This window comes from Vibrio sp. THAF190c, from assembly GCF_009363355.1.
Classification (GTDB): domain Bacteria; phylum Pseudomonadota; class Gammaproteobacteria; order Enterobacterales; family Vibrionaceae; genus Vibrio; species Vibrio fortis_A.
The window spans coordinates 139,968-163,780 of the sequence record NZ_CP045338.1; the positions used below are offsets into that span (position 1 = coordinate 139,968).

A 23,813-nucleotide genomic window follows, 5' to 3' on the forward strand; every position below is an offset into this window, starting at 1 on the left:
GCTCTTTTTCGCAAGGGTTAATATGCAAAAAGGCTTCCGTGAGGAAGCCTTTTTAGTTCAATCAATTAGCATCTATGACTACGCCTTAGAGTACACATCGCGTTCACCCAACCAGCGGTTGATGATCGCTTTAGCATTGTCTGGGTAGCTGTCGTGAATGTGGCGCGCAATACGCTGCACTTCAGGGATTAAACGCTGGTCGCGTACCAAGTCGGCAATCTTAAAGTCTGCCAAACCCGTCTGTTTAGTACCAAGCAACTCACCCGGACCACGGATCTCCAAATCTCGTTGAGCAATCACAAAGCCATCGTTACTTTCACGCAGTACACCTAAGCGCTTCTGAGCTGTTTTAGAGAGTGGTGAGTGGTACAGCAATACACAGTGACTCGCGACTGAGCCACGACCAACACGACCACGTAATTGGTGTAGCTGAGCAAGACCGAGACGCTCTGGGTTCTCGATGATCATTAAGCTCGAGTTCGGAACATCCACACCCACTTCGATAACCGTTGTCGCGACCAAAAGATGGAGCTTGTTCTCTTTGAACTCCTGCATCACGGCCTGTTTTTCGGCAGGCTTCATGCGACCATGTACTAAACCAATTTTCACATCAGGAAGTTTGCGTTGCAGCTCCTCTGCGGTATCCGCTGCCGCTTGCGCTTCCAACACTTCGGACTCATCAATTAACGTGCACACCCAATAGGCTTGTTTGCCCTCGTTAAGACACGCATTACGTACACGTTCGACAATGTCGTCACGCTTGGTATCTGGAATAGCGACGGTTTGAATGGGCGTTCGACCCGGTGGTAGTTCATCAATGATCGAGGTTTCTAAATCGGCATAGGCCGTCATCGCTAGTGTGCGTGGAATCGGTGTCGCCGTCATCACCAATTGGTGTGGATAATGACCTTGCTTGGCGCCTTTCTCACGCAGCTCTAATCGCTGGTGGACACCAAACCTGTGCTGCTCATCGATGATCACCAGGCCTAGGTTATGGAAAGCTACATGCTCTTGGAATAGGGCATGCGTACCGACCACCATTTGCGCTTCGCCACTGGCAATACGCTCAAGCTCTTTCTCTTTGGCTTTGCCTTTGAGCTTACCGGCTAGCCAACCGACTTGAATACCCATGCTCTCAAACCAATTAGCAAAGTTTATTGAGTGCTGCTCTGCCAGAAGCTCGGTTGGTGCCATCAGCGCGACTTGTTGACCGTGCTCTAGAGCGCGAACGGCAGCAAGGGCGGCGACTAGGGTTTTACCTGAGCCTACATCACCTTGCACTAAGCGCATCATAGGGTGTGGTTTCTCAAGATCGCCCTCAATCTCTTTTACCACGCGTGCTTGTGCATTGGTTGGCGAGAATGGTAATTGCGCTAGTAGTCTGTCTTTGAGCGTATGCACTGGCGGCAGTGGAATCGCGTTGTCTTGTTGCCCCTTGCTGCGAACCGATAGCATTGATAGGTTTTGTGCGAGCAGCTCTTCCATGATCAAACGCAGTTGAGCTGGGTGCTTACCTTCATCAAATAGCTCAAGGTCGATCCCCGGTGGTGGTCTATGTATGGTATGTAGCGCTTGAGCCAGCGTAATTTGGTGATCGTATAAGCCAGAAGGCAGTAGTTCGTTAACCGCAGCTTTATCGATAAGATCTAGTGCTTGCTCGGTGAGGTTGCGCAGCGTGACTTGTCTTAGACCATCTGTGGTTGGGTAAACCGGCGTCAGGGTTGCTTCAACGTCAGGTTGCTGCCTTGGAGCAAAGAACTTGTAGTCTGGGTGGACGATTTCTAAACCCATACCGCCACGTTTGATCTCACCGTAGGCATGAACTTGTTTGCCTTCGGCAAAATTGTTCTTCATCCCAGCAGTGAAGTTGAAAAAGCGCAGGGTGATAGTGCCATTGCCGTCGCTGATTTTAACCGCCAGCATTTTGCGCTTGCCGAAAATAGTATCGACACTCATTACTTTGCCTTGCACTGCTGCCCAGATCCCCGCATGCAATTTTGCGATCGGGTAGATGCGTGTTCGATCTTCATAGCGAAGTGGTAAGTGGAATAGCAGGTCTTGTACGTTGTTCAATCCAACCTTTGCCAGTTTCTCGGCAACCTTAGCGCCAACTCCGGATAGAGAGTTAAGAGGAATAGCAGATAAAAGCTGTGACATAACAAGGCTCACGACGGTAATAGATATCGTCTATTCAAGCATTTTACTGGATTTTTGTACAGGACAAAGCGAAAGAGCAGATGAGAGATTCGGGTAAACGGGATGCGAAAAGACTAAGAGCGAGTGCGGGATATATGTAAATAGGATACGAGAAGAGTAGGACAGTATAAAAAACTAAAGCAGACTCGAAATACGAAAAGTTGAGTGGTGAAAAGCTTTTGCTCTTCGTATCACGGCACTCGTATTTCTCATCTGCTTTATCTATTGCGACTCGAAAAAACTAAAAGCAGATGTGGAGCCAAGATGGTGAATTACGAAGTATTTTGCTCTTCGTATCTCGCCATCTCGAATCCCTCATCTGCTCTTGAATCAGTTCTTACGACGTCTTACCTTCAACGCGTGTGGCATAACACGTAGCTTCTTCATAATACTCGCAAGATGCACACGATCTTTGGTGGTCAGCAAGATAGTCACGGTGTACAAGCGTCCATCACGTTCTTCAGTCGAGATACCATGAATGTTTGAGCCTGTTTTCGAGATAACGTTAGTTAGCTCAGCTAGTGCGCCTTGGTGGTTCTGCAGATCAACCTGAAGCTCTGCTGTGAACTCTTGGTCGTAATCATCAGACCATTCAACCGCCATGTACTTGTCTGGTTCTTTTTGGTAACCACGAACGTTTGGACACGTTTCACGGTGAACCACAAGGCCACGACCTGGAGATACATGGGCAATGATGTGATCGTCTGGGATCGGGTGACAACAGTTGGCAAATGTCAGCAATAGACCTTCAGCGCCACGGATAGGCAGCTTCTTCTTCGGTGTATCGCTGTCGTTGTTCACTTCTGTTAGTTCGTCCGCATCACCCAGTAGACGACGGGCAATTACGATACTCATCAGCTCACCCAAACCAATCGAAGCCAGTAGGTCTTCAATCGACTCTAAGCGTAGATCAGACAGTACGTGGTCAACGTTCTCTTGAGCAATATCGCCAATTGAGTGTTCACCCAGTGCGTGGTTAAGTAGGCGGCGCCCTAGGGTTACCGACTCTTCACGACGCATGGTCTTAAGAACCTGACGAATCTTAGTACGAGCACGAGAAGTCACCACATAGTTGAGCCATGCAGCATTTGGACGAGCACCCGGTGCGCTGATGATTTCGATCGTCTGACCGTTCTTCAGGGCTTTACTTAGTGGGTACGGGTTCATGTCTACACGAGCGCCAACACACATATTACCAACGTCAGTATGGACTGCGTAAGCGAAGTCGACGGCTGTTGCGCCTGCTGGCAGCTCAACGATACGACCTTTCGGTGTGAAGACGAAAATCTCATCAGGGAATAGATCAGACTTAACGTTCTCGATGAATTCGAATGAGTTACCGGCACTTTGTTGAAGCTCAAGTAGGCTCTGCATCCAACGCTGAGCTTTCACTTGCGCGGTGGTGCCATTGCTACGAGTACCATTGCCTTTGTAAGACCAATGCGCAGCAACACCTTTGTCTGCCATTTGGTCCATGTCTTCCGTACGAATTTGTACTTCAACCGGGACGCCGTGAGGGCCGATCATAGAGGTATGTAGAGACTGATAGCCGTTGGCTTTCGGTACTGCGATGTAGTCTTTCATGCGACCAGGACGAGGCTTATACAAGCTATGAGCCTGACCTAGAGCACGGTAACAAGTGTCTGGTGTGTCTACCACGACGCGGAATGCGTAGATATCCATAATGGTGTGGAAGCGCTGCTCTTTGGTTTTCATCTTGTTGTAGATGGAGAACAGGTTCTTTTCACGACCAAATACGCGAGCAGGTAAGCCAACCTCTTCGAGGCGACCTTCAATCTCGCTATGGATACGTTGGATCATCTCTTTGCGGTTACCACGAGCGGCTTTCACCACTTCTTTCAGAACTCGGTAACGGTTTGGATAAAGGGCTTCAAATCCAAGTTCTTCTAGTTCAGTCTTGATGTTATGAATACCAAGACGGTGAGCAAGAGGAGAGTAGATCTCTAGGGTTTCACGTGCAATACGACGCTTTTTGTCTGGGCGCAGGGCACCAAGCGTACGCATGTTGTGTGTTCGGTCTGCTAATTTGATCAAGATAACGCGGATGTCTTGCACCATTGCGAGAACCATCTTACGGAAGTTCTCTGCTTGCGCTTCTTTGCGATCACGAAACTTAAGCTTATCCAGCTTAGAAACACCATCAACAAGCTCCGCCACTGTGTTACCAAACTGCGTTTCTAACTCTTCTTTTGTAACTTCAGTATCTTCAATTACATCGTGGAGTAGCGCTGCTTGGAGTGTTTCAATATCAAGGCGCATTTCAGCCAGGATACGTGAAACAGCAACAGGGTGGATAATGTATGGTTCACCGCTTGAGCGGGTTTGCCCTTCATGGGCATCTCTCGCTACCACATAAGATTGACGCAGAGCCTCAATTTGAGGCTCTGTTAGGTATTCTTGGGCAACGTCTTTGAGGCTATCGAATAGATACAAATTAAAGGCCCGGAAGGTTAATTAGTTCGAATAACAATGACGCTTTTTGCGAATAAGAGTTAACGAGAGTGAGCGATGCTGCTTACTGCTGCAAGCTCAGCTGCTTCTTGCTCTTGTTGCTCTTGACGCTCACGAGCATCTAGTACGTCTTTAGTGATAAGACCTTCTTCGATTTCACGAAGTGCGATAACCGTTGGCTTATCGTTTTCTTCAGGCACTAGTGAATCTTTACCGCCAGTTTGCATTTGACGAGCGCGGCGAGCCGCAATAAGAACTAGGTCGAAACGGTTGCCAACTTTTTCAACAGCGTCTTGAACAGTTACGCGTGCCATGAGGACTCCAAATAGTTAACTAATAAATTTTGAATGACGAGAAAGTATACAAGCTTAATTAGTGACTTTCTAGATCACCGTATACTTATCTCAATGGAAAATCTAGCCTTGCTAGACTATTCCGCCAGTAGAGCGGTAAGCATGCCGCTGTATTTTGCTGCTTGCTTATCTTCTTTTAAGCGCTCCGCACGGATGATAGCTCTGAAGTCCATAAGGGCTGCATCAAAGTCATCATTCACGATCACATAGTCATACTCATTATAATGAGAGATTTCTGACTTCGCTTCGCTCATGCGTTTCGCAATAACTTCTGCGCTATCTTGACCACGAACATTCAGGCGACGCTCTAGCTCACCGTTTGATGGTGGTAGAATGAATACACTCTTCGCTTGAGGCATCTGTTCGCGAATCTGACGAGCACCTTGCCAGTCGATATCTAGGAACACGTCGATACCGCGCTCTAGGTTCTCTTCAATCCATACGCGAGAGGTACCGTAGTAGTTGCCAAACACTTCTGCATACTCTAAGAACTCACCTTTACCGATAAGGTCTTCGAAGTGATGCTTTTCAACGAAGTGGTAGTGAACACCATTCTCTTCACCAGGGCGCATACCGCGAGTGGTGTGTGAAACAGATACCTTCATTGCGTAGGTTGGATTGGTTTCTAGCATTGCTGAGATCAAGCTCGATTTACCTGCGCCACTAGGTGCAGATACGATGTAAAGAGTACCTTTGCCCATCTGTATGTTTCCACTGTTGGTTGGATTGAGTGAAGATGTTGCTCTTCACTATAAAAGATAGCACTGACCGAACTCTTGCTCACCTCTGCTGTGCACAGTGTACACGCAATGTGGTGAAAATTAGGTCAGAAAAATGGAGGCGAAGAGTAGCATATTTCAATGATTCAGAACAACTGGCTTGATCGTTATTTGTTGGCAAATGATCTTCCCAAGGATCTTTCTAGAAATGTGATGAGTGGCTATTGGTACTTTTTTATGTGATCCAGACAAAATTTGTTGAAGTTTTAATCTTAACCCTTACAATCCGCGCAAACGATTAAATGCTGTATATATCTAGTGATATGGACTAGATGTTTCTACTACCGAGCCTATCTTGGTGACTACAGTTTTTAGTGCAGAAACCTCTCTTTTTCTCGCAGCATTTGAATCTTCAATTTCTTATTTTTTTGCATAGGTTTTGTTGTGAGTACCGATTCCACCCTTAAGGCCCAAAACACCTCGTCTGGTTCGTTGGATTCTCTGTTTAAGATTTCTGAAAGAAAGACCACGATTAGCACTGAGCTATACGCAGGTTTTATTACTTTCTTGGCGATGAGCTATATCCTAGCGGTGAACCCTGCCATTCTTGGCGGTATTCCAGGTATGGATAAAGGCGCGGTATTTACGGCAACTGCTTTGGCTGCGGCTATCTCGACCCTAATTATGGGTATCTGGGGTAACTACCCGGTAATGTTAGCTCCAGGTATGAGCATGAACGGCTTCTTTAAAGGCCTGCTACTAAGCGGCTCGGTGGCGGTACTGTGGAATGAAGCGCTATTTGGTATTTTCCTATCGGGCATTTTGTACCTTGCGTTTTCATTGACCAACATTCGTAAGTCGATGATTGAGTCGATTCCAGAAGATCTGAAGCTGGCGATCACGGTATCGCTTGGTCTGTTCATCGCGTTCTTAGGTCTTAAAAACGCTGGCATTATCGTTTCTAACCCGTTTGTACTGGTTGGCCTAGGTGACATCTCAGACCCACAAGTGATCATCGCTTACGTGAGTATCTTCATTGCGCTTGGCTGTATGGTTCGTGATATTAAGCTGGCAACGTTTATCTCGTTTGTTTCGGCGATTGCTCTGACTATCATCGCTGATTTGTTCATGGGTACGTCTAATGCACCAATCCCTGATGAGCTAATTTCTATGCCACCAAGCATGGCGGGCAGCTTCGGTGCGATCTTTGATTTCTCGGCCTTCACGCCAGAGAAAATGTTTGATCTACTGTTCATCGTTCTTATCTTCCTGATTGTCGATTTCTTTGATGGCTTGAGCACCATTGTTGGTGTTGGCCGTGATGCGGGTATCATTGATAAAGACGGTAAAGTGCCAAACGCGAAGTCAGCACTAGTAGCAGATGCTGGCGGTACTGTGATTGGTTCTGTTCTGGGTACCACTTCGATTACGGCTTTCTCTGAGTCGGGTATTGCTTCTTCTCAAGGCGCGAAGACGGGTCTTGCCGCTGTAATGGTTGCGGGTCTGTTCCTTATCTCACTATTCCTATACCCAATCTTCTCTATCTTCTCGGCAGCTATGGTTGCACCAGCGATGGTAGTGGTGGGCATCTACATGGTCGGCCGCCTTGGTCAGATCAACTGGGAGAAGAAAGAGTCTCGTATTGCGGCGTTCTTCACCATCATGTTTACCGTATTGAGTTTCTCTCCTGCGAACGGCATGGCGATGGGCTTCATCAGCTACGCATTCACTATGGTTGTAGCGGGTAAAGGCAAAGAGGTACACCCACTGATTTACGGACTGTCGGTTGTGTTCCTTGTATACCTACTGCTTCTGTAGTCGGTATTGATGTTTTGATAGTGGCTCTGCATTGTGCAGGGCCATTTTTTTGCGTGTTGGATAAGTATTCACATCGCTGTCACGCTCTACGCCTAAAGTTGGTCATAACAGATAGCGCCACTTTGATAGAGGCATGCTATTGTATTGGCAGGTTTAATTAGTAATTAGAGTGTTTATGCCTTCTCATTTACCAAAAGGTTTTAGTCGACCTTTCTTGAAGATATTCCATATTCTTGAAGCCGTACTGCTGGTGGCCATTACATTGGCGACCCTGTTTGCGATGGTTGAAGAGTTCATGCATGTGTTTGCTGAAAAACGCGTTCTTTTGACTGACATCCTGCTGATGTTCATCTATCTCGAAGTGTTAGCGATGGTGCAGCAATTTGTGGTGAACGGTAAGATCCCGGTTCGATATCCTATCTATATCGCAATGATGGCCATTGCTCGATATATCACGCTAGGTATGAAAGAGTTGGATGCGGTGCTGGTGGTTTGGCTGGCGGTGGCTGCATTTATTCTTGCGGCTGCGACACTACTGATTCGAGTAGGGCACCATTACTGGCCATATGTCGATAGACGAACTCAAGAGCCAGATGAGTAATGGTGAGTGAAAGTAGGCTAATATTGAAAAGGGCGACACTGAGTCGCCCTTTTGCTTTCTAGCTAACGAAGTGTTAGTTATTAGAATTTGTAGGTTGCACCTGCGTAGAAGCTACCAAGTTGGAAAGTAACGTCGTATTCAGGGGAGCCCGTATCGATGCTGAATGTGTCAACTTCGTATGCAACACGGAAGTTTAAATGCTCCAGGCTTGCAGGGGTGTATTCAACACCTGCACCTAAACGCAGAGCTGTCTCATCTTCATCTTTTCCGAAAGGAACATCAATTGATACTTGTGATAAACCAACGGTACCGAATGGGCGCCAGCCGCTGTCGAAAGTGTAACCAAGGTTTGCAGCAACAGAAATAGCAGTAGGTTCTAATGCACCAGAAGTTTGCGGTGCTGTTACATCACTATACTTGGTGTACTGCGCTTCGATACCGACGATACGGTTAAACTGGTAACCACCGATTAGTTTAAAGGTTGAATCATTGGTTTCTAGTGTTGAGCCAGACACGTCATCATCATAAGTTGTAGTACCGAAACCACCGCCTAAATAAAAACCAGATACGTCTTTTTCTACGGCTTGCTCTTGAGCACCTGCGAAGGCAGAAAATGCTGCCAAAAGGATCACTGCTTTTTTCATTTTATTAATCTCATCGGGGATAAAAAAACAGTGTGCATTGTGTGTTCACTTCCAATATAAAACTAAAGATGGATTTCATTTAAACTTCACGAATTGTCGGTTTATTGACGCTTTTCCTTTTATTTCTTTTTACATTTATTGTGTAACTCATTGATATATATGGTGGTGTATTTTTTGTTGGCACTGTTCTTTAAATTGGTAGTAGATTTCAGACTACCACTTACACCACAGAGTCAGTAATGATAGGATCATAATCACCGCGGTATATTTTTGAGTGAAATTTGCTCAAAATCTAGTAACAGTGAGCCTATGCATAGAGTCTATTTTTCCAATTTGATACTTGATCCTACCACTCGAACACTCTCGAGTGTGGAAGGCGAGAGCATCCAATTGCGCCCACTGCCCTATGCCGTATTGAGCTTGCTGTTAGAGAATCAAGGTGCCCACGTTACCCGTGAGTGTCTGTTTGAAACGTGCTGGGAAGGTGCTCTAGTTACCGACCAAGCGATCACTAATGTCATTTCGGGTTTAAGAAAAAGCTTCGCACAATTAGGCGTTACTGATGTCACTATCAGAACAGTGAGTAAGATTGGCTACGTACTTGAAATTCACTGCGCTGAAGAGCCTGTAAAAAAGAAGGTTGAAGATAGGACGATTCGAGTAAGCCAAGAGAGCGATGTTATTCTGGCTGAGACCAGCAAGGTCGATGAACCTATCAAAGTTAGCACGCCTATCAAACACAAAGAGAACCTTTATCTGTGGCATGGTGTGGTAACAGCGTTTCTACTTGCCTGTCTGATTTTTGTCTTGCTGGCTAAACCTTTTATAAGAAAACCAGACTTTATCCAACCAAGCGAGTATCAGCACTTTCAAGTTGGTGCGACCGACTTTTACCTTCACGACAGCGCATATTTGATCAGCGACGGGCAGCTTCTCGCGTATGAGTTAGCAACTCAGTCTATTCCTACCTGTCATGCAGATGTATATCTGAGAGTAGCAGAGTCGGCTTATGACGATGGCGTTTATCTGATTAAAGCCTTCGCGTTTGCCAAACATGGCAGCAAGAACGCCAGTTATGTGAACCATTCAGTGACAATCGAGCAGATTCCAGAGACAGTCGTAAAAGCCATTAAGAGGGCGAGAGCTATATGCGGTTAAAAACAATCATCGCTTTCAACATCGCACTTTTAGTCAGCGTTATCGCTATCGGGCTGTATCAATGGAAGTTTGATCAGCAACATTTGGCGGGTACGCGCTGGGCATGTGTACAACTCGATGAGGGGTTTGTTACGCAAGGCTATAGCGGTTATCAAGAGATCGCTGATCGCTCTATCCTAGAGTTCACCTCGGATAAAACGTTGCTGATTTTTCAAAAGGGTCACTTTAAAACAGCGGCTGAGGGAACCAAACCTTATGAAGTCTACTTTGAAGCGGATTACACCGCTGAAAACGGTTTACTATCGGTTGCCTACCATCATATCGATTGGGATTTAAAGCCTGTAGATAGTGGCAGCCTTGTGCGTGATATGGATGCCTTGGTGAGAGCTAAAATTGAATTGATGTACAAAGTGCAAGGTGAGCACCTGTTCTTGTTTAGCAAAGGACATGCAGAAGAGAGGAACTATACTTGCTATAAAAAATAGCCCCTGAGATCAGGAGCTATTTTCGAATCATGTTAGGTAGAAACCTAATAGATTATTCAATGTTTTGGATCTGCTCACGCATCTGCTCGATAAGAACTTTAAGTTCTACACCAGATGCAGTGATGTCTGTGCTGATAGACTTAGACGCTAGCGTGTTTGATTCACGATTAAACTCTTGCATCATGAAGTCTAGACGACGGCCACATGCGCCACCCTTCTTCAGGATATTGGTCGCTTCTTTCACGTGAGAATCTAGACGGTCTAGCTCTTCCGCTACGTCAGATTTTTGAGCCAGTAGGATCAGTTCTTGCTCAACTCGTGCACCTTCAAGTTCAATCTTTGCTTCTTCAAACTTATTCAGTAGACGCTCGCGTTGCCACTCTAGGATCTCAGGCATGCGTGCGCGAACTTTAACGACTTCTTCTGTGATTGCAGTTAGGCGCTGCTCGATTAGAGCCTTCATGTTGTCGCCTTCACGGCCACGTGCGTCAATGAAATCTTTGACTGCGTCATCAAACGCAGCTAGAAGGTCTTTGTTGATCGCGTCCATGTCTTGCTCTGGTGTTTCCATCACACCTGGCCAGTTCATTACTTGGAACGGGTTCAGGCGGCTCTCTTCGCCAGTCATTCCCATTACTTGGTTCGCAGCATTGATCACTTGCTGTGCTAGGCCTTCGTTGATGCTCAGCTCACCTTTTGCTGCAGGGTTTGCTTCAAAGCGGAGGTTACACTCTACCTTACCGCGTGCTAGGCGCTTACGAAAACGCTCGCGAAGGATTGGCTCTAGGCCACGGAACTGCTCTGGCATGCGGAAGTAAGTTTCAAGGTAGCGCTGGTTTACACTGCGGATTTCCCACACTGCTGTACCCCAATCGCCTTTTACTTCTTTACGTGCGTATGCCGTCATACTATAAATCATCGAATTTTCCTGTCTTTTATCATTCTGAAAATAACGCGCACGCATAGTATCACGATACGGGGTGCTATGTGCGGCCATCGCATTGTCGGTTTAGAAGCTTCTCTGGAAGTTAGGAGCTTCAGGATGAATAGCTTTGCACCGCAAACTGCTATATAATCTCGCCCCAATCCAATTTGTCTCACCCCTTTCTTAGGTGACAGACACTTTCAATAGTTAAACACCTAACGATAAGACTAATAAGGTAGATACTTATGCGTCCAAATGACCGCGCCGTAGATCAAGTTCGTCCAATTAAAATTACTCGTAACTACACAGCTTATGCTGAAGGCTCTGTGCTGGTTGAATTTGGTAACACCAAGGTTCTATGTAACGCAACGGTAGAAGAGAACGTGCCGCGTTGGTTAAAAGGTCAAGGAAAGGGTTGGGTTACCGCTGAATACGGTATGCTGCCACGTGCAACACACACTCGTAACCGTCGTGAAGCGGCGAGCGGTAAGCAAGGCGGTCGTACGATGGAAATCCAACGTCTGATCGCTCGTAGCCTACGTGCTGTGGTTGATCTAAAAGCTATGGGTGAAATCATGATCACAGTCGATTGTGATGTTATCCAAGCAGATGGTGGTACACGTACTGCGTCTATCTCTGGTGCGAGCGTAGCAATGGCTGACGCGATTAACCACCTGTTAGAGAGCGGTAAGCTTAAAACGAACCCAATGAAAGGCCATGTAGCGGCAGTCTCAGTTGGTATCGTTGGTGAACAAGCTTTGTGTGACCTTGAATACGTTGAAGACTCAGCAGCCGATACCGATATGAACGTTGTAATGACGGAAGACGGTAAGATGATTGAGATTCAAGGTACTGCAGAAGGCGAACCGTTCAGCCACGAAGAGCTGATGAAGCTTTTAGCCCTGGCGAATAAGGGCATTGCCGATATTGTTGAAGCGCAGAAGTCGGCGTTGGCAGAATAGTTTTTAGATAGCTCCTTTTTTAAGGAGCTATTTTTTTGTCTGTAGAACCCGAAAGGGTAGTGCAGAGAGTAAGTTAAGTTTTATTGAGTAAATATAGAGGATGAGCATGAAAGCATATCAACGTGAATTTATTGAATTTGCACTAGAGAAAGAAGTACTTAAGTTTGGTGAGTTTACTTTAAAGTCTGGCCGTCAGAGCCCTTACTTCTTCAATGCTGGATTGTTTAACACAGGCCGTGACCTAGCGCGCCTAGGCCGTTTTTACGCAGCAGCATTGGCTGATTCTGGTATTGAATTTGATGTACTGTTTGGCCCTGCATACAAAGGTATTCCAATCGCAACAACAACTGCAGTTGCACTGGCAGATCACCACGATGTAGACACGCCTTACTGCTTTAACCGTAAAGAGGCTAAAGACCATGGTGAGGGTGGCAACCTAGTTGGTAGCGCTCTTGAAGGTCGTATCATGCTAGTGGACGACGTAATCACTGCAGGTACAGCGATTCGTGAATCAATGAAAATCATCCAAGCGAACGGTGCTGACCTAGCGGGTGTTTTGGTAGCGATTGACCGTCAAGAAAAGGGCAAAGGCGAACTGTCTGCGATTCAAGAAGTTGAGCGCGATTTCGGTTGTGCAATCATCTCAATCGTTAGCCTGACAGATCTTGTAACTTTCCTTGAAGAGAAAGGTACAGACAAAGAGCATCTAGAAGCTGTAAAAGCGTACCGCGCTGAGTACGGCATCTAATACGATTCTGTTCAAGAATATAAAATGCACAAGGGGCTGATGAATCATCAGCCCCTTTCTTTTTGATTAAAGCTCAGTTATTTGTAGCGAATGCCTTTTGGCACTTCTGGGTCTTCCATGGTTTTATAGCGCTTGTGCAGCCACATCCACTGTTCTGGTGCTCTTAAGATGGTTTTCTCTAGGTAGCGGTTCATGTAAGCCGCCGCAGCTTTCTCATCTTTTTGTGGGTAATCTGCTTCCACGGACTCATTGGCGATGATCTCATACTTCCCATCTTCATTTCTAAAACCAGAGCCCGGAACCAGTGCACACTTACTGGTGTAAGCCAAAATGCTGGTACCAGTGGTGGTGCAAGCATCTTCGACAGCAAAGAAAGGCACAAATACCGACTTATTACGGCCGTAATCATGATCTGGCAGGTAGAAAAGGATCTCTCCTTTGCGCAGTACTTTGATCATGCGTTTAACGTCTTTACGGTGAATCAAGCGGTTGCCATTTTGAGTTCTGCCACGGTACTGAATAAATTCGTAAGCAGGGTTGTTGTGTGGGCGATAAACACCAAGACCCGGAATACCCAGTACCGCCATACCGCGAGCAGTGATCTCTAGATTGAGAGCGTGAACACAGCACAGTAGCACGCCTTTGCCATTCTGCTGATGAGTACGGAGTGCTTGGGTGTCTTTGTCTACCAGTAAACGCTTAAAGCGCCACGTAGGCCAAAACCAAGTAATGCCGGTTTCAATCAGTGCCATGCCCGTATTTTTGAAGTTCTCTTGCACCATGGCATCGACTTCATCGGTGGGCTTGTTTGGAAATGCGAGCTCTAGGTTGCGTGCGGTGATCGCAACGCGCTTTTTGCCATAACGAGCACCAAGAGCACCAAGAGAGCGGCCAAACAGCAGGAGAGCGCGATAAGGCAGCACATTAACAATGAAGGCAAGCAAGCCAAAACCGAACCAAACGCCCCAATATTTAGGGTGCAGTAGCGAAAGCTGAAAAGGTGGTTTGGTGATTACGTGTTGTGTCGAACTGGTTTGTGTCGTCATAAGCACCGCTTAGGTTAATGAATTTATTTAATTTGAGCACTCAGTAGCGCCCAGTAGGCATCAAAGTTTTCAGTCGGCTGATATTTGAAGTCTGAACGCACAAAGCGATTGAGACTGCCTTCAACCTGACCAAGCAGTTGAGCTGCAAGAATTCTTTCATCCACAGGGAAAGATTTACCCTCACGAATCTTACGCTCACGCAGGATCTGACGCAGTTGTGTTTCGATACGTTCAAACAGCTGGTTGATGCGATCGCGTAGGCGTTCGTTTTCAAACATTAGAGCATGACCAGACAAAATACGAGTCAGGCCAGGGTTACGTTCTGAGAAAACCAGGATCAGTTGGAGCACCAATCGAATACGCTCTAAGGTATCTTTCTCTTCATCAAGGATGCGATTAATACGCGACATTAGCGCCTCTTCGATGAACTCGATTAACCCTTCAAACATGCGCGCTTTACTTGGGAAATGGCGATAAAGTGCAGCTTCTGATACGCCGACCTGCTTGGCCAGTTTCACCGTTGTGATACGAGATGCGCCTTCTGCTGACTCCAGCATTTGCGCAAGCGCTTGTAGAATTTCTTCACGACGGTTTGATTTACGGGTACCAGCCATCTGTTTACTTCCTTTAATAGAGAGGATGATGAGTGAAGAGGATTATAAACACCAATCAATTCTGTTCCTAGTTCTGTAAGCATTAGGTCAACAGAATCGAGAGGTGTCAGGGTATTGTCAGCGCAAAAATGCGGCTACGCTTCAAGAAGTGTTTCGATTTGCTCCAAGATCTTGAAGCTTAATGTCTCTTTGCTCTCTAGTGGGAGTGACTTATCGCCATCGTTCCAGTAAAGGTTAAGAGCGTTGTTGTTGCTGTTGAAGCCTTGCCCTTCTACCGATACATCATTGGCACAGATCATATCGAGGTTCTTCTTCTCCAGTTTGCCACGTGCGTACTTCTCTACATCTTGAGTTTCTGCAGCAAAGCCAACGGTGAATGGGCGATCTTGCGTCATGCTCGCCACAGAAGCGACGATGTCTGGGTTCTTAACCATCTCGATAGACATATCATCAGTACCATCGACCTTCTTCAGCTTTTGCTCAGCCACCGTGTGTGGACGGTAATCGGCTACGGCCGCACAGCTGATGAAGACATCATGGCGTGGTGCTGAGCCCATAACTGCATCGAACATCTGCTGCGCGCTCTCGACGTCAACTCGTGTTACACCTTCTGGCGTTGCTAAAGCAACAGGGCCGCTCACTAGTGTTACCGTTGCACCGAGCTTAACTGCAGCTTCTGCCAACGCGTAACCCATCTTGCCTGAGCTGTGGTTAGAGATGTAGCGAACAGGGTCGATCGCTTCACGGGTTGGACCTGCAGTGATCAGTACTGAACGCCCGGCCATTGGCTTAGGTTGGAAGAAGGCTTCACAGCGATGAACCAGCTGCATTGGCTCTAGCATGCGACCCATGCCAACATCACCACACGCTTGCTCTCCAGCCGCTGGGCCCCAAATATGGCAACCACGACGCTTCAGAGTCGCAATGTTCTCTTGCGTTGCTGGGTGTGCATACATCTGCTGATTCATCGCAGGAGATACCGCAACTGGCGCATCAGTGGCAAGAACGAGCGTGGTCAATAGGTCGTTACCCATGCCAGCGGCCATACGAGCAATCAAATCTGCAGTTGCAGGAGCAAGTAGCACCAGATCAGCCCATTTTGCTAGCTCAATGTGGCCCATAGACGCTTCCGCCGCAGGATCAAGCAAGCTATCAGAAACCGGTCTACCCGAGACAGCCTGCATGGTGAGTGGGGTGATAAATTCCTTCGCTGCGTGCGTCATTACCACTTGGACCTGTGCACCTCTTTCTATTAGGCGACGTGTTAGCTCCGCACATTTATACGCGGCAATACCGCCACTGATGCCGAGTAGAATTTTCTTTCCTGCTAGTGTTTGCATCTTAAATCTCCAATTTTCTGGCGACGAGTTTAGCACAACTGAATCTGTCATCGCCCCCGCAAATCTGATGGGAAGCTAATCGATATCAAACTACAGAATATTAATTGCTGAGAGTTATATAAAACTTTTGCTTACTTCACAGACAATCCTGGCCCGTTCTGCAAGATCGGAGGGGAAAAATAACAATAATGAGGTAGTGGAATAAGATGGTATTGAAAAGTCGAGGTAAATTGCTGTTGGTGACTCTGATCCCTTTGTTGTTGATCACCACATTGATCTCGGTGGTTTATTACATAAACGGCAGTAATAGCTTAGAAGCGGAATTGGCTCGCGATAGACAAGAGCTGATCGATACACGTAAAAAAGAGCTGCAAGCCTACATGATGATGGGGGTTACAGCGATAAAGCCACTGTACGATACAGACGTCAATGGCAATAACAAACAAGCAGCAAAAGAAATCCTTAAAGCGATGCGTTTTGAAAGTGATGGCTATTTCTTTGCGTATGACTCAAAAGGGGTCAACACGCTGCATGCGATTAAATCATCTCTGGAAGGCAAAAATCTCATCGGTTTGAAAGATGAAAATGGCGTGGCAGTCATTGCTGGGTTGATTGATGCATCTAAAAACGGCGATGGCTTCCTTTATTTCTCTTGGCATAAACCAAGCATTGATGCACAAGCGCCAAAACTAGGTTATGCCGAGTATTTACCTAAGTGGGACTGGGTGCTTGGTACCGGGATCTACATTGATGATATTGATCAGCAAGTGGCGATACAGCGTGAACTGCGTACCCAAGAGTTGAATGAACATACACTGTCCGCGATAACAATCTCAGTCATCGGCCTTATTATCACTAGCGTGCTGACGAGCATTATTGTGTCTAAAGGCATTAAACCACTACAACATATTGCTAAGTCTTTACAAGATGTGGCGGCGGGCGGCGGTGACTTAACGGCGCGTCTGAAAATGGAAAGTAAGGATGAAGTGGGTGAGGTGGCATCGGCATTCAATGAATTCATGGACAAGCTTCATCCGCTGATGCAAGACATTCAACGTTCTGCTGATACCGTGCAAAGCGTCTCTGGGCAACTGGATCAGCAGACATCTCAAGCTAGTGCTCAAATGCAAAACCACTGCCTTGAAACCGATAAAGTGGTGACGGCGGTGACGGAAATGAGCATGACAGCCAAAGAGGTCGCAAGTAATACCCATGCAACGGCACAGGCGATTGATGATGCAAACGGCCAAGTGACCGAAGCGCAGCGCGAAGTGGATCAAGCGATTGATGGGATCAGTAAGCTGGTTGATGAAGTGAATAGCTCCTCGGAGGTGATTGCTGAACTGAGCCAACAGACCGAGCAAATTACTAAGGTGCTCGATGTGATTGGTGAAATTGCTGAGCAGACCAATTTACTTGCATTGAACGCGGCGATAGAAGCGGCACGTGCTGGTGAGCAAGGCCGTGGTTTTGCCGTGGTTGCTGATGAGGTTCGCTCGCTAGCAAGTCGAACGCAAAACAGTACCCATGAGATTGGTGATATGCTCAAACAGCTGCAAACGGGCGTATCAAGAGCAGTGACGACTATGTCGGCGAGCCAGGAGCGCGGTGCGAAGACAGTTGAGGAGTCGTCAATGATTCAGCAATCTCTGTCCGGCGTGCACCAATCTATCGGTATGATTCGAGATAGAGGTATTCAAACAGCCTCGGCAGCAGAAGAGCAGAGTGCGGTTGCTGAGGATATCAATCAGAACCTAGTGGCGATTCAGCAAATCGTGAATCATATCAATGACACGCTTCAACATGCAGAAGGCATCAGTACCCAGTTATCGCAATCAGGATCTGAAATTCACGATCTGGTTGGAAACTTTAAGCTTTGATGGATCGCTCAATTACATAGAAAAGTAGTGATTAACGAAAAAAACGAAAGTCAGATACGACTTTCGTTTTTTATTTTGTTCAATAGGTGCTTATTCACCAACAGAGCCGCCTAATGACACTTAAAGCTTTGCCCAACGATTCAATGCCAAGAGAAAAACTGTTGCAGCGCGGACCACAGTCACTGTCGGATGCCGAGCTACTCGCTATTTTTTTGCGGACCGGTACGCGGGGGATGAACGTTATTGAGCTGGCTGATTTTCTTATCCAAGACTTTGGTTCGCTGCGCAAGTTGTTTTCTGCTTCAGAGAAAGAGTTTTGCCAACATAAAGGGCTAGGGCAGGCCAAATATGTTCAACTGCAAGCGGTGCTGGAGATGACGCAGCGCTACCTTGCCGAGACACTTAACCGAGGCGATGCTCTAACGAGCCCGACCCACACAAAACTTTATCTTTCGAGTGTTTTAAGGGATCGCCAACGCGAAGCCTTCTATATCCTATTTTTAGACAATCAGAACCGGGTGATTAAAGATGAGGTTATGTTTGAAGGCACCATTGACGCTGCGTCTGTTTACCCCAGAGAAGTCGTTAAGCGGGCTCTGTTTCACAACGCTGCTGCGTTGATATTAGCCCACAACCATCCTTCTGGTGTCGCAGAGCCCAGCCAAGCAGACAGGAGAATTACGCGCAGATTAACCGATGCGCTGGCGCTAGTGGACATTAGGGTGCTCGACCATTTCGTGGTTGGCGACGGTGAAGTGGTCTCTTTTGCTGAACGTGGGTGGATTTGAATCACATTTTGGCTTGTTAGTTGCTAGAAATCTGCTATGATTCGCCCACATTTTTAGACCTTAAATCAGCTCTGATTACTCAAGCAAGCTGTGTTGCACAAAAAAAGATCACGAAATCCTTAAAAAGGATCTGTTCGGGTCTTGAGCAATGCGCGTCAAGTTAGTATAATGCGCGACCTTTGATAGCCTTGTATGGGTTTTCCATAACGGTTTTTACCTTCTATTTTTTACAGATAGAGAGGTTCGGCCACCAAGGTTGATATCGAGCTGAAACGATTGGAGAAGACATTCATGTCCCGAGTATGCCAAGTAACTGGTAAGCGTCCAGTAACGGGTAACAACCGTTCACACGCACGCAATGCTACTAAGCGCCGTTTTCTGCCGAACCTACAAACTCATCGTTTCTGGGTAGAGAGCGAAAAACGTTTTGTTAAACTACGTCTAACTGCTAAAGGTATGCGTATCATTGATAAGAAAGGCATCGATGCTGTTCTTGTTGATATCCGTGCACGCGGCGAAAACGTTTAAGAGGAATTAAGCAATGGCTAAAGGCATTCGTGAGAAAATTCGTCTAGTATCTTCTGCAGGTACTGGTCACTTCTACACAACTGACAAGAACAAGCGTAACATGCCAGGCAAATTTGAGATCAAAAAGTTTGATCCAGTAGTTCGCCAACACGTTATGTACAAAGAAGCGAAAATCAAGTAATTGATGCTTTTTTGGCTCTTCTTAAGTAGAAGAAAGAATTGAAAAACCCAGCTTATTGCTGGGTTTTTTTATACCTATAATTTGCCGCATTGCTTGCCCAAATATCTACCCGATAGAATATCCCGTCACTTTCACGCTATACTGAGTCTTCTTTGTACTGATAACTTATGAGTAAAAGCAATGAGATACCGTGGTCGCCGTTGGAACAACATTCTAATTCTAAGTGTGATTGCCTTTATAGGTGTACTCAACCTGCCAACGATCATTAAAACTTATTTGTTAGAGCCAGAAGCCGAAATTACGTCGGAAAGTGGCTTTCCTTACCTACTGAACCCATCAGACCAAATCACCGCAATGCACTTCTCTCAGTGGTCTATTGTGTTGAGCGAGGATGGCTGGGAGTATCAGGAACAAGGCCGACCTCTAGAATTGACAGAACCAAGCGCTAAAACCCTCTCACAGCGTTGGCAACAGCTTGTCGGTACCGAAGTAGACTCTGAGACATATCAATCCCTTAGTGCGTCTCTCACCTCACCACAGACCATCGAGGTGTGGTACCAAAACCAAGAAGAGCCTCAGCGCATTACTTATTACCAATTACCCGATTTCTGGCTTCTAAAGAACTGGCAGGGTAAGTGGCTCGCGGTGTCGGTTGAATCTGAGTACTTGATGCCCTAACAACTCGAAATCTAATACTTTTTTCTTTTTGTTTTGTCGCTAATGCAATTTGCTTCCTACACTTGAAAGACAGCTCAACTTCTAGGGCTTGTTTTTAGGGATAGCAATATGAAAAGACGACACGTTGTTTTATTAAGCTTATTACCACTCTATGTGCACTCGCATACCTTTGAAGTCAGCACCAACCTTTTAGACGGTACTTATGTTGGCGAACCGGGTTTCTATCACACCAAAAACAGTGTTGAGGGTGGCTTAGGTATCCGCTTTATCTATGAGTTTGAAACTTGGGATATCTTCGCTAAGTACGCAATGGGGAATTCAGATTTTCGTGATTCAAAAACCTACGCGGGCGGTGTTCGATATCGAGTCAATGATCAGCATTGGATCTCGGCTGAATACAAAGGGCTGTATGCGAAAGAGCAATACGAAGTCGACGATAGAATTTTAGACCCGACCCATCAGAATGCTATTACCAATGGTGAATGGGGGACATTTGCTATTGCGCGCTATCAATACAACTTAGCCAGTGAGGATTACCCATTTTACTTTGGGTTTGAACTTGCAACGGATACCACCACCACTGCATTAGTCGAAGATGATGCGTCGGTTTTGGCTGGTTACAACAATGGCAAGTATTTTTCGGAAGCAAAAGTTGGGGAAGAACTAATGTGGCTCTCTTTAGGGTTAACTTTTGAGTTGTAATCTATGGGCTTACACGAGAATATCGTGTTAAACCTTTGTGATTAAAAAGAGCGTAATATGCCAGAGTTACCTGAAGTTGAAGTAAGCCGTATGGGCATAAGCCCGCACTTGGTTGGTCAAACGATTAAATCTATTACTTTTCGAACTCCAAAGTTGAGGTGGGATATCCCTCAAGAACTTAAACAGTTGGAGGGTGAAGTGATTGAGCAGATAACTCGTCGTGCTAAATATTTGATCATTCAAACTCAGGCAGGTAATGCGATTGTCCATTTAGGCATGTCTGGCTCATTAAGGGTACTTGATGCAGAGTTGGCTCCTAGTAAACATGACCATGTCGATCTCAAATTAACCAACGGAAAGATCTTGAGATACAACGATCCTCGTCGATTTGGCGCTTGGCTGTGGTCCAAGCCTGATGAGGTACATCCAGTGTTACTAGGATCTGGCCCTGAACCTTTAACCGAAGAGTTTAATGCTACTCACCTTGCTGAAAAGGCGAAAGGTCGCAGAGTTGCGATTAAACAGTTTGTTATGGACAACAAAGTCGTGGTTGGCGTCGGTAATATCTATGCTAATGAAGCTCTGTTCTCTTCGAAAATCCATCCTCTTCGCCCTGCTAACAAAGTGACATCTGCAGAGTGGGATCTAATCACAAAAGAAATAAAGCAAGTATTGGCAACTGCGATTAAGCAGGGTGGAACAACGCTGAAAGACTTCGCTCAGGCGGATGGTAAGCCTGGCTATTTTGCGCAAGAGTTACAGGTGTATGGCAAAGCGGGTGAGCCGTGTCCAAATTGTGGTGAAGAATTGCAGGAGCAGAAAATAGGTCAAAGGAACACGTTTTTCTGTGATTCTTGCCAAATCTAATATCTTTGGAGCTCCCATTTTTCCAATATGATCCGAGCATGGTATTGAGCTGTGATATCATGCTGCGTTTGATTAGACCATCCCATCCAGAAGCGTGAAACATGGATTTTGACCAAAACTATCGTAAGTTAACTCGCACAATTATCGTGCTCTTTATTGCCGGTATTGCACTCCTGTCTCTATCTCGTGCATTGTTCTATTTTCAGGTTGTGAACCCTTCAGAACTGATTGGTATCGAAACAGATGTTTGGCGGGCTTTCTGGGTTGGACTTCGTTTTGACGCCAAAGTGGTCGCAATTGGATTTGCCCCTTTGTTACTGGTGGGGCTGATTCTTTCTAGCTTCTCTTTTATTTATAAAAAGTTTACTCGAGTTGTTCCTGGTTATAGCGCCTTGATATTTTTCTTATTGTCGGGAATGTCGATTGCCAATTATTACTATTACGTCACTTACGGGACATATATTGATGTCTTTGTTTTTGGGTTAATAGATGATGATACTGAAGCGGTACTAGAAAATGCTTGGGTAGATTACCCAATCTTACGTTCTTTTTTGACGGCTATCTTTGTTGGACTATTAGGCTATGTTGGCTCAAGTAAGCTCATTGCCTATTTCAAGCATAAAAGCTGGGGTACTCGTCATTGGTGGCAAGTTACTGTGTCTGTTGTCGCTATGATTGCTGTGACAGTGGTTATTGCTCGAGGTTCTGTCGGTACGCTGCCTTTGAAGCGCTATCATGCCAATGTATCACAATATGCTCCGCTTAATAACATTACGCCCAACGCGTTTATGGCGCTAGATTGGGCTAAGAGTGACTACAAAAAACAATCCAAATTTGAGCCTATTTCTAAGCAAGCTCTAGAGCAGCAAATGATCAAAGTATTGGGGCAACCTGATCCGATTTATACGACGCCTAAAAATGATTACCTAGAAGCTCATCAACCTCATGTTGTTATGGCATTGATGGAGGGACTTGGAAACAATGTGCTTGTAGAAGATGACTCAGAAAACAATGATTTGTTGGGTTCTTTAAGAAAACACTTTGATGAAGATTTTGTCTTTGAGCGTTTCATGGCGGGTACATCTGCGACGATAGACAGTATTGTTATGATGCTGTTCCATAGTGATGTACCGACAATCAGTCACTCAAGTGCACAACGTGTTGAGTTACCAAGTTCTGCTGTCTTGCCGTATAAACAGGCGGGCTATGACGTTGTGTTTATATATGGTGGTAACAGCATGTGGCGAAATCTCGCTAACTACTTACCTCGCCAAGGCTTTGATACTGTTTATGACGAAAATAGCATCATTAAAGCATTCCCAGAAGCTAAAAAGGAAGCGGATACCTGGGGAGTTCCAGACGAATTTACCTTTAAGTTTGCTCGTAAACTGCTTGATGAAGCAGACAAGCCACAGATGATATACATCATGACTGTAACCAATCATTCTCCATTTAGAGCGCCTTCAGACTATCAGGCTAAGCCAGTACGAGAAAGCGATCGCCTAAAACGATTACTCGGTTCAATGGAGGAGGAAGCGAATGATCTACTTCAGGTTTACCAATATGCGAACGACTCTCTGGGGCAATTCATTACTGGTGTGAAGGCATCGCCGTTAGGGAAGCAAACCGTGATAGCCGCATCAGGCGATCACCGTATGCGTTATTTAGCCACGGATTCTAAAGAGGAGTTTGGTCTTACGTTTGGTGTGCCATTTTATATGTATGTGCCAGAAGAAATTCTAGAGCATACAGATTACGAATATGATGAGAGTAGAATTGGCTCACATCGAGATGTCTATCCAACGCTGTATCATTTCAGCTTGTCTGATAAAGAATACATTTCTCTAGGTGGCGAAAACATGTTGTCTAAAAGCGGTGTGGCTAATATTGGATATAATGCTTCGCGTACAATTACCAATCATGGCGCGTTTGCCAATGCGAATGCAGAAAAGCTGTTTCCTTGGAGTGATGAAGATAGCTTGTTTAACTTGAATAGCAGTGTTGAAAATCCAGACCAGCATTGGGCTCAGGAGTATCATAAACTGCAGAACTACTATTTACGCTACCAAGTGATGGCTGACTCCGAATCTAAATAGCAAAACGGCCCT

The 23,813-nt window shown here is 45.9% G+C and carries 23 protein-coding genes and 1 riboswitch; of the genes, 14 read left to right on the plus strand and 9 right to left on the minus strand.

Annotated elements, in window-relative coordinates; genetic code table 11:
• Positions 1 to 78: 78 nt before the first annotated feature.
• From recG to gmk, 4 genes are all read right to left on the minus strand, one after another.
• The gene (gene recG, locus FIV04_RS00620; RefSeq protein WP_152467969.1) at positions 79 to 2,157 is read right to left on the minus strand and encodes an ATP-dependent DNA helicase RecG; all 2,079 of its coding nucleotides are present in this window, start codon (positions 2,155 to 2,157) and stop codon (positions 79 to 81) included.
• A 369-nt stretch (positions 2,158 to 2,526) separates the two neighbouring features.
• Positions 2,527 to 4,650: a bifunctional GTP diphosphokinase/guanosine-3',5'-bis pyrophosphate 3'-pyrophosphohydrolase gene (gene spoT / locus FIV04_RS00625; protein WP_152467970.1), complete on the minus strand. Its 2,124-nt coding sequence runs from the start codon at positions 4,648 to 4,650 to the stop codon at positions 2,527 to 2,529.
• A 59-nt stretch (positions 4,651 to 4,709) separates the two neighbouring features.
• Entirely contained in the window at positions 4,710 to 4,982 is a 273-nt protein-coding gene (gene rpoZ, locus FIV04_RS00630; RefSeq protein ID WP_004741437.1) for a DNA-directed RNA polymerase subunit omega, read from the minus strand.
• 116 nt (positions 4,983 to 5,098) lie between these two features.
• Positions 5,099 to 5,722, minus strand: coding sequence for a guanylate kinase (gene gmk, locus FIV04_RS00635; protein ID WP_032551130.1), 624 nt, complete (start codon positions 5,720 to 5,722; stop codon positions 5,099 to 5,101).
• A gap of 303 nt (positions 5,723 to 6,025) precedes the next feature.
• Positions 6,026 to 6,125, plus strand: a riboswitch (purine riboswitch).
• A gap of 59 nt (positions 6,126 to 6,184) precedes the next feature.
• Between gmk and FIV04_RS00640 the strand changes: the two genes are divergently transcribed.
• Entirely contained in the window at positions 6,185 to 7,558 is a 1,374-nt protein-coding gene (locus FIV04_RS00640; protein WP_150870478.1) for an NCS2 family permease, read from the plus strand.
• Positions 7,559 to 7,733: 175 nt separating this feature from the next.
• Positions 7,734 to 8,159 (plus strand): phosphate-starvation-inducible protein PsiE, encoded by a 426-nt coding sequence (locus FIV04_RS00645; RefSeq protein WP_032551132.1) that lies wholly within the window; start codon positions 7,734 to 7,736, stop codon positions 8,157 to 8,159.
• A gap of 80 nt (positions 8,160 to 8,239) precedes the next feature.
• Here FIV04_RS00645 and FIV04_RS00650 read toward each other — a convergent pair whose 3' ends face one another.
• Complete coding sequence (locus FIV04_RS00650; RefSeq protein ID WP_152467971.1) at positions 8,240 to 8,803, minus strand: porin family protein; 564 nt, start codon at positions 8,801 to 8,803, stop codon at positions 8,240 to 8,242.
• A gap of 309 nt (positions 8,804 to 9,112) precedes the next feature.
• Here FIV04_RS00650 and FIV04_RS00655 point away from each other — a divergent pair, with 309 nt between their 5' ends.
• Together FIV04_RS00655 and FIV04_RS00660 are read left to right on the plus strand one after the other, a co-directional pair.
• Positions 9,113 to 9,961, plus strand: coding sequence for a transcriptional regulator (locus FIV04_RS00655; RefSeq protein ID WP_152467972.1), 849 nt, complete (start codon positions 9,113 to 9,115; stop codon positions 9,959 to 9,961).
• Positions 9,952 to 10,446 carry a hypothetical protein gene (locus FIV04_RS00660; protein WP_152467973.1) on the plus strand — a complete coding sequence of 165 codons (495 nt, stop codon included), beginning with the start codon at positions 9,952 to 9,954 and terminating at the stop codon, positions 10,444 to 10,446. Before FIV04_RS00655 ends, FIV04_RS00660 begins: the two co-directional genes overlap by 10 nt.
• A gap of 52 nt (positions 10,447 to 10,498) precedes the next feature.
• Here the strand turns inward: FIV04_RS00660 and FIV04_RS00665 are convergent, their stop codons facing one another.
• Entirely contained in the window at positions 10,499 to 11,365 is an 867-nt protein-coding gene (locus tag FIV04_RS00665) for a YicC/YloC family endoribonuclease (RefSeq protein WP_032551135.1), read from the minus strand.
• Positions 11,366 to 11,616: 251 nt separating this feature from the next.
• Here FIV04_RS00665 and rph point away from each other — a divergent pair, with 251 nt between their 5' ends.
• Together rph and pyrE are read left to right on the plus strand one after the other, a co-directional pair.
• On the plus strand, positions 11,617 to 12,333 hold the full coding sequence (gene rph, locus FIV04_RS00670) for a ribonuclease PH (RefSeq protein ID WP_152467974.1): 717 nt from the start codon (positions 11,617 to 11,619) through the stop codon (positions 12,331 to 12,333).
• A gap of 106 nt (positions 12,334 to 12,439) precedes the next feature.
• On the plus strand, positions 12,440 to 13,081 hold the full coding sequence (gene pyrE / locus FIV04_RS00675) for an orotate phosphoribosyltransferase (protein ID WP_152467975.1): 642 nt from the start codon (positions 12,440 to 12,442) through the stop codon (positions 13,079 to 13,081).
• Between the two features lie 77 nt (positions 13,082 to 13,158).
• Here the strand turns inward: pyrE and FIV04_RS00680 are convergent, their stop codons facing one another.
• The 3 genes from FIV04_RS00680 to coaBC form a co-directional block, all read right to left on the minus strand.
• Positions 13,159 to 14,127: a Kdo(2)-lipid IV(A) acyltransferase gene (locus FIV04_RS00680; RefSeq protein WP_152467976.1), complete on the minus strand. Its 969-nt coding sequence runs from the start codon at positions 14,125 to 14,127 to the stop codon at positions 13,159 to 13,161.
• Positions 14,128 to 14,150: 23 nt separating this feature from the next.
• On the minus strand, positions 14,151 to 14,741 hold the full coding sequence (slmA, locus tag FIV04_RS00685) for a nucleoid occlusion factor SlmA (RefSeq protein ID WP_032551139.1): 591 nt from the start codon (positions 14,739 to 14,741) through the stop codon (positions 14,151 to 14,153).
• 134 nt (positions 14,742 to 14,875) lie between these two features.
• Positions 14,876 to 16,081, minus strand: coding sequence for a bifunctional phosphopantothenoylcysteine decarboxylase/phosphopantothenate--cysteine ligase CoaBC (coaBC, locus tag FIV04_RS00690; protein WP_152467977.1), 1,206 nt, complete (start codon positions 16,079 to 16,081; stop codon positions 14,876 to 14,878).
• 206 nt (positions 16,082 to 16,287) lie between these two features.
• On the opposite strand from coaBC, the gene FIV04_RS00695 reads away from it, so the two are divergent.
• The 8 genes from FIV04_RS00695 to FIV04_RS00730 all read left to right on the plus strand — a co-directional run bounded on the left by FIV04_RS00695 (position 16,288) and on the right by FIV04_RS00730 (position 23,801).
• Positions 16,288 to 17,961, plus strand: coding sequence for a methyl-accepting chemotaxis protein (locus FIV04_RS00695; protein ID WP_152467978.1), 1,674 nt, complete (start codon positions 16,288 to 16,290; stop codon positions 17,959 to 17,961).
• A 113-nt stretch (positions 17,962 to 18,074) separates the two neighbouring features.
• Entirely contained in the window at positions 18,075 to 18,749 is a 675-nt protein-coding gene (gene radC / locus FIV04_RS00700) for a DNA repair protein RadC (protein WP_152467979.1), read from the plus strand.
• A 291-nt stretch (positions 18,750 to 19,040) separates the two neighbouring features.
• Positions 19,041 to 19,277 (plus strand): 50S ribosomal protein L28, encoded by a 237-nt coding sequence (gene rpmB / locus FIV04_RS00705; RefSeq protein ID WP_004728407.1) that lies wholly within the window; start codon positions 19,041 to 19,043, stop codon positions 19,275 to 19,277.
• A gap of 13 nt (positions 19,278 to 19,290) precedes the next feature.
• Positions 19,291 to 19,458, plus strand: coding sequence for a 50S ribosomal protein L33 (rpmG, locus tag FIV04_RS00710; RefSeq protein WP_002535344.1), 168 nt, complete (start codon positions 19,291 to 19,293; stop codon positions 19,456 to 19,458).
• 180 nt (positions 19,459 to 19,638) lie between these two features.
• Positions 19,639 to 20,136, plus strand: coding sequence for a hypothetical protein (locus FIV04_RS00715; protein ID WP_152467980.1), 498 nt, complete (start codon positions 19,639 to 19,641; stop codon positions 20,134 to 20,136).
• Positions 20,137 to 20,244: 108 nt separating this feature from the next.
• A complete protein-coding gene (locus FIV04_RS00720) occupies positions 20,245 to 20,838 on the plus strand; it encodes a hypothetical protein (protein WP_152467981.1) in 594 nt (197 codons plus the stop codon).
• A 57-nt stretch (positions 20,839 to 20,895) separates the two neighbouring features.
• The gene (gene mutM, locus FIV04_RS00725; protein WP_152467982.1) at positions 20,896 to 21,705 is read left to right on the plus strand and encodes a bifunctional DNA-formamidopyrimidine glycosylase/DNA-(apurinic or apyrimidinic site) lyase; all 810 of its coding nucleotides are present in this window, start codon (positions 20,896 to 20,898) and stop codon (positions 21,703 to 21,705) included.
• 101 nt (positions 21,706 to 21,806) lie between these two features.
• A complete protein-coding gene (locus FIV04_RS00730; protein WP_152467983.1) occupies positions 21,807 to 23,801 on the plus strand; it encodes an LTA synthase family protein in 1,995 nt (664 codons plus the stop codon).
• Positions 23,802 to 23,813: the final 12 nt, after the last annotated feature.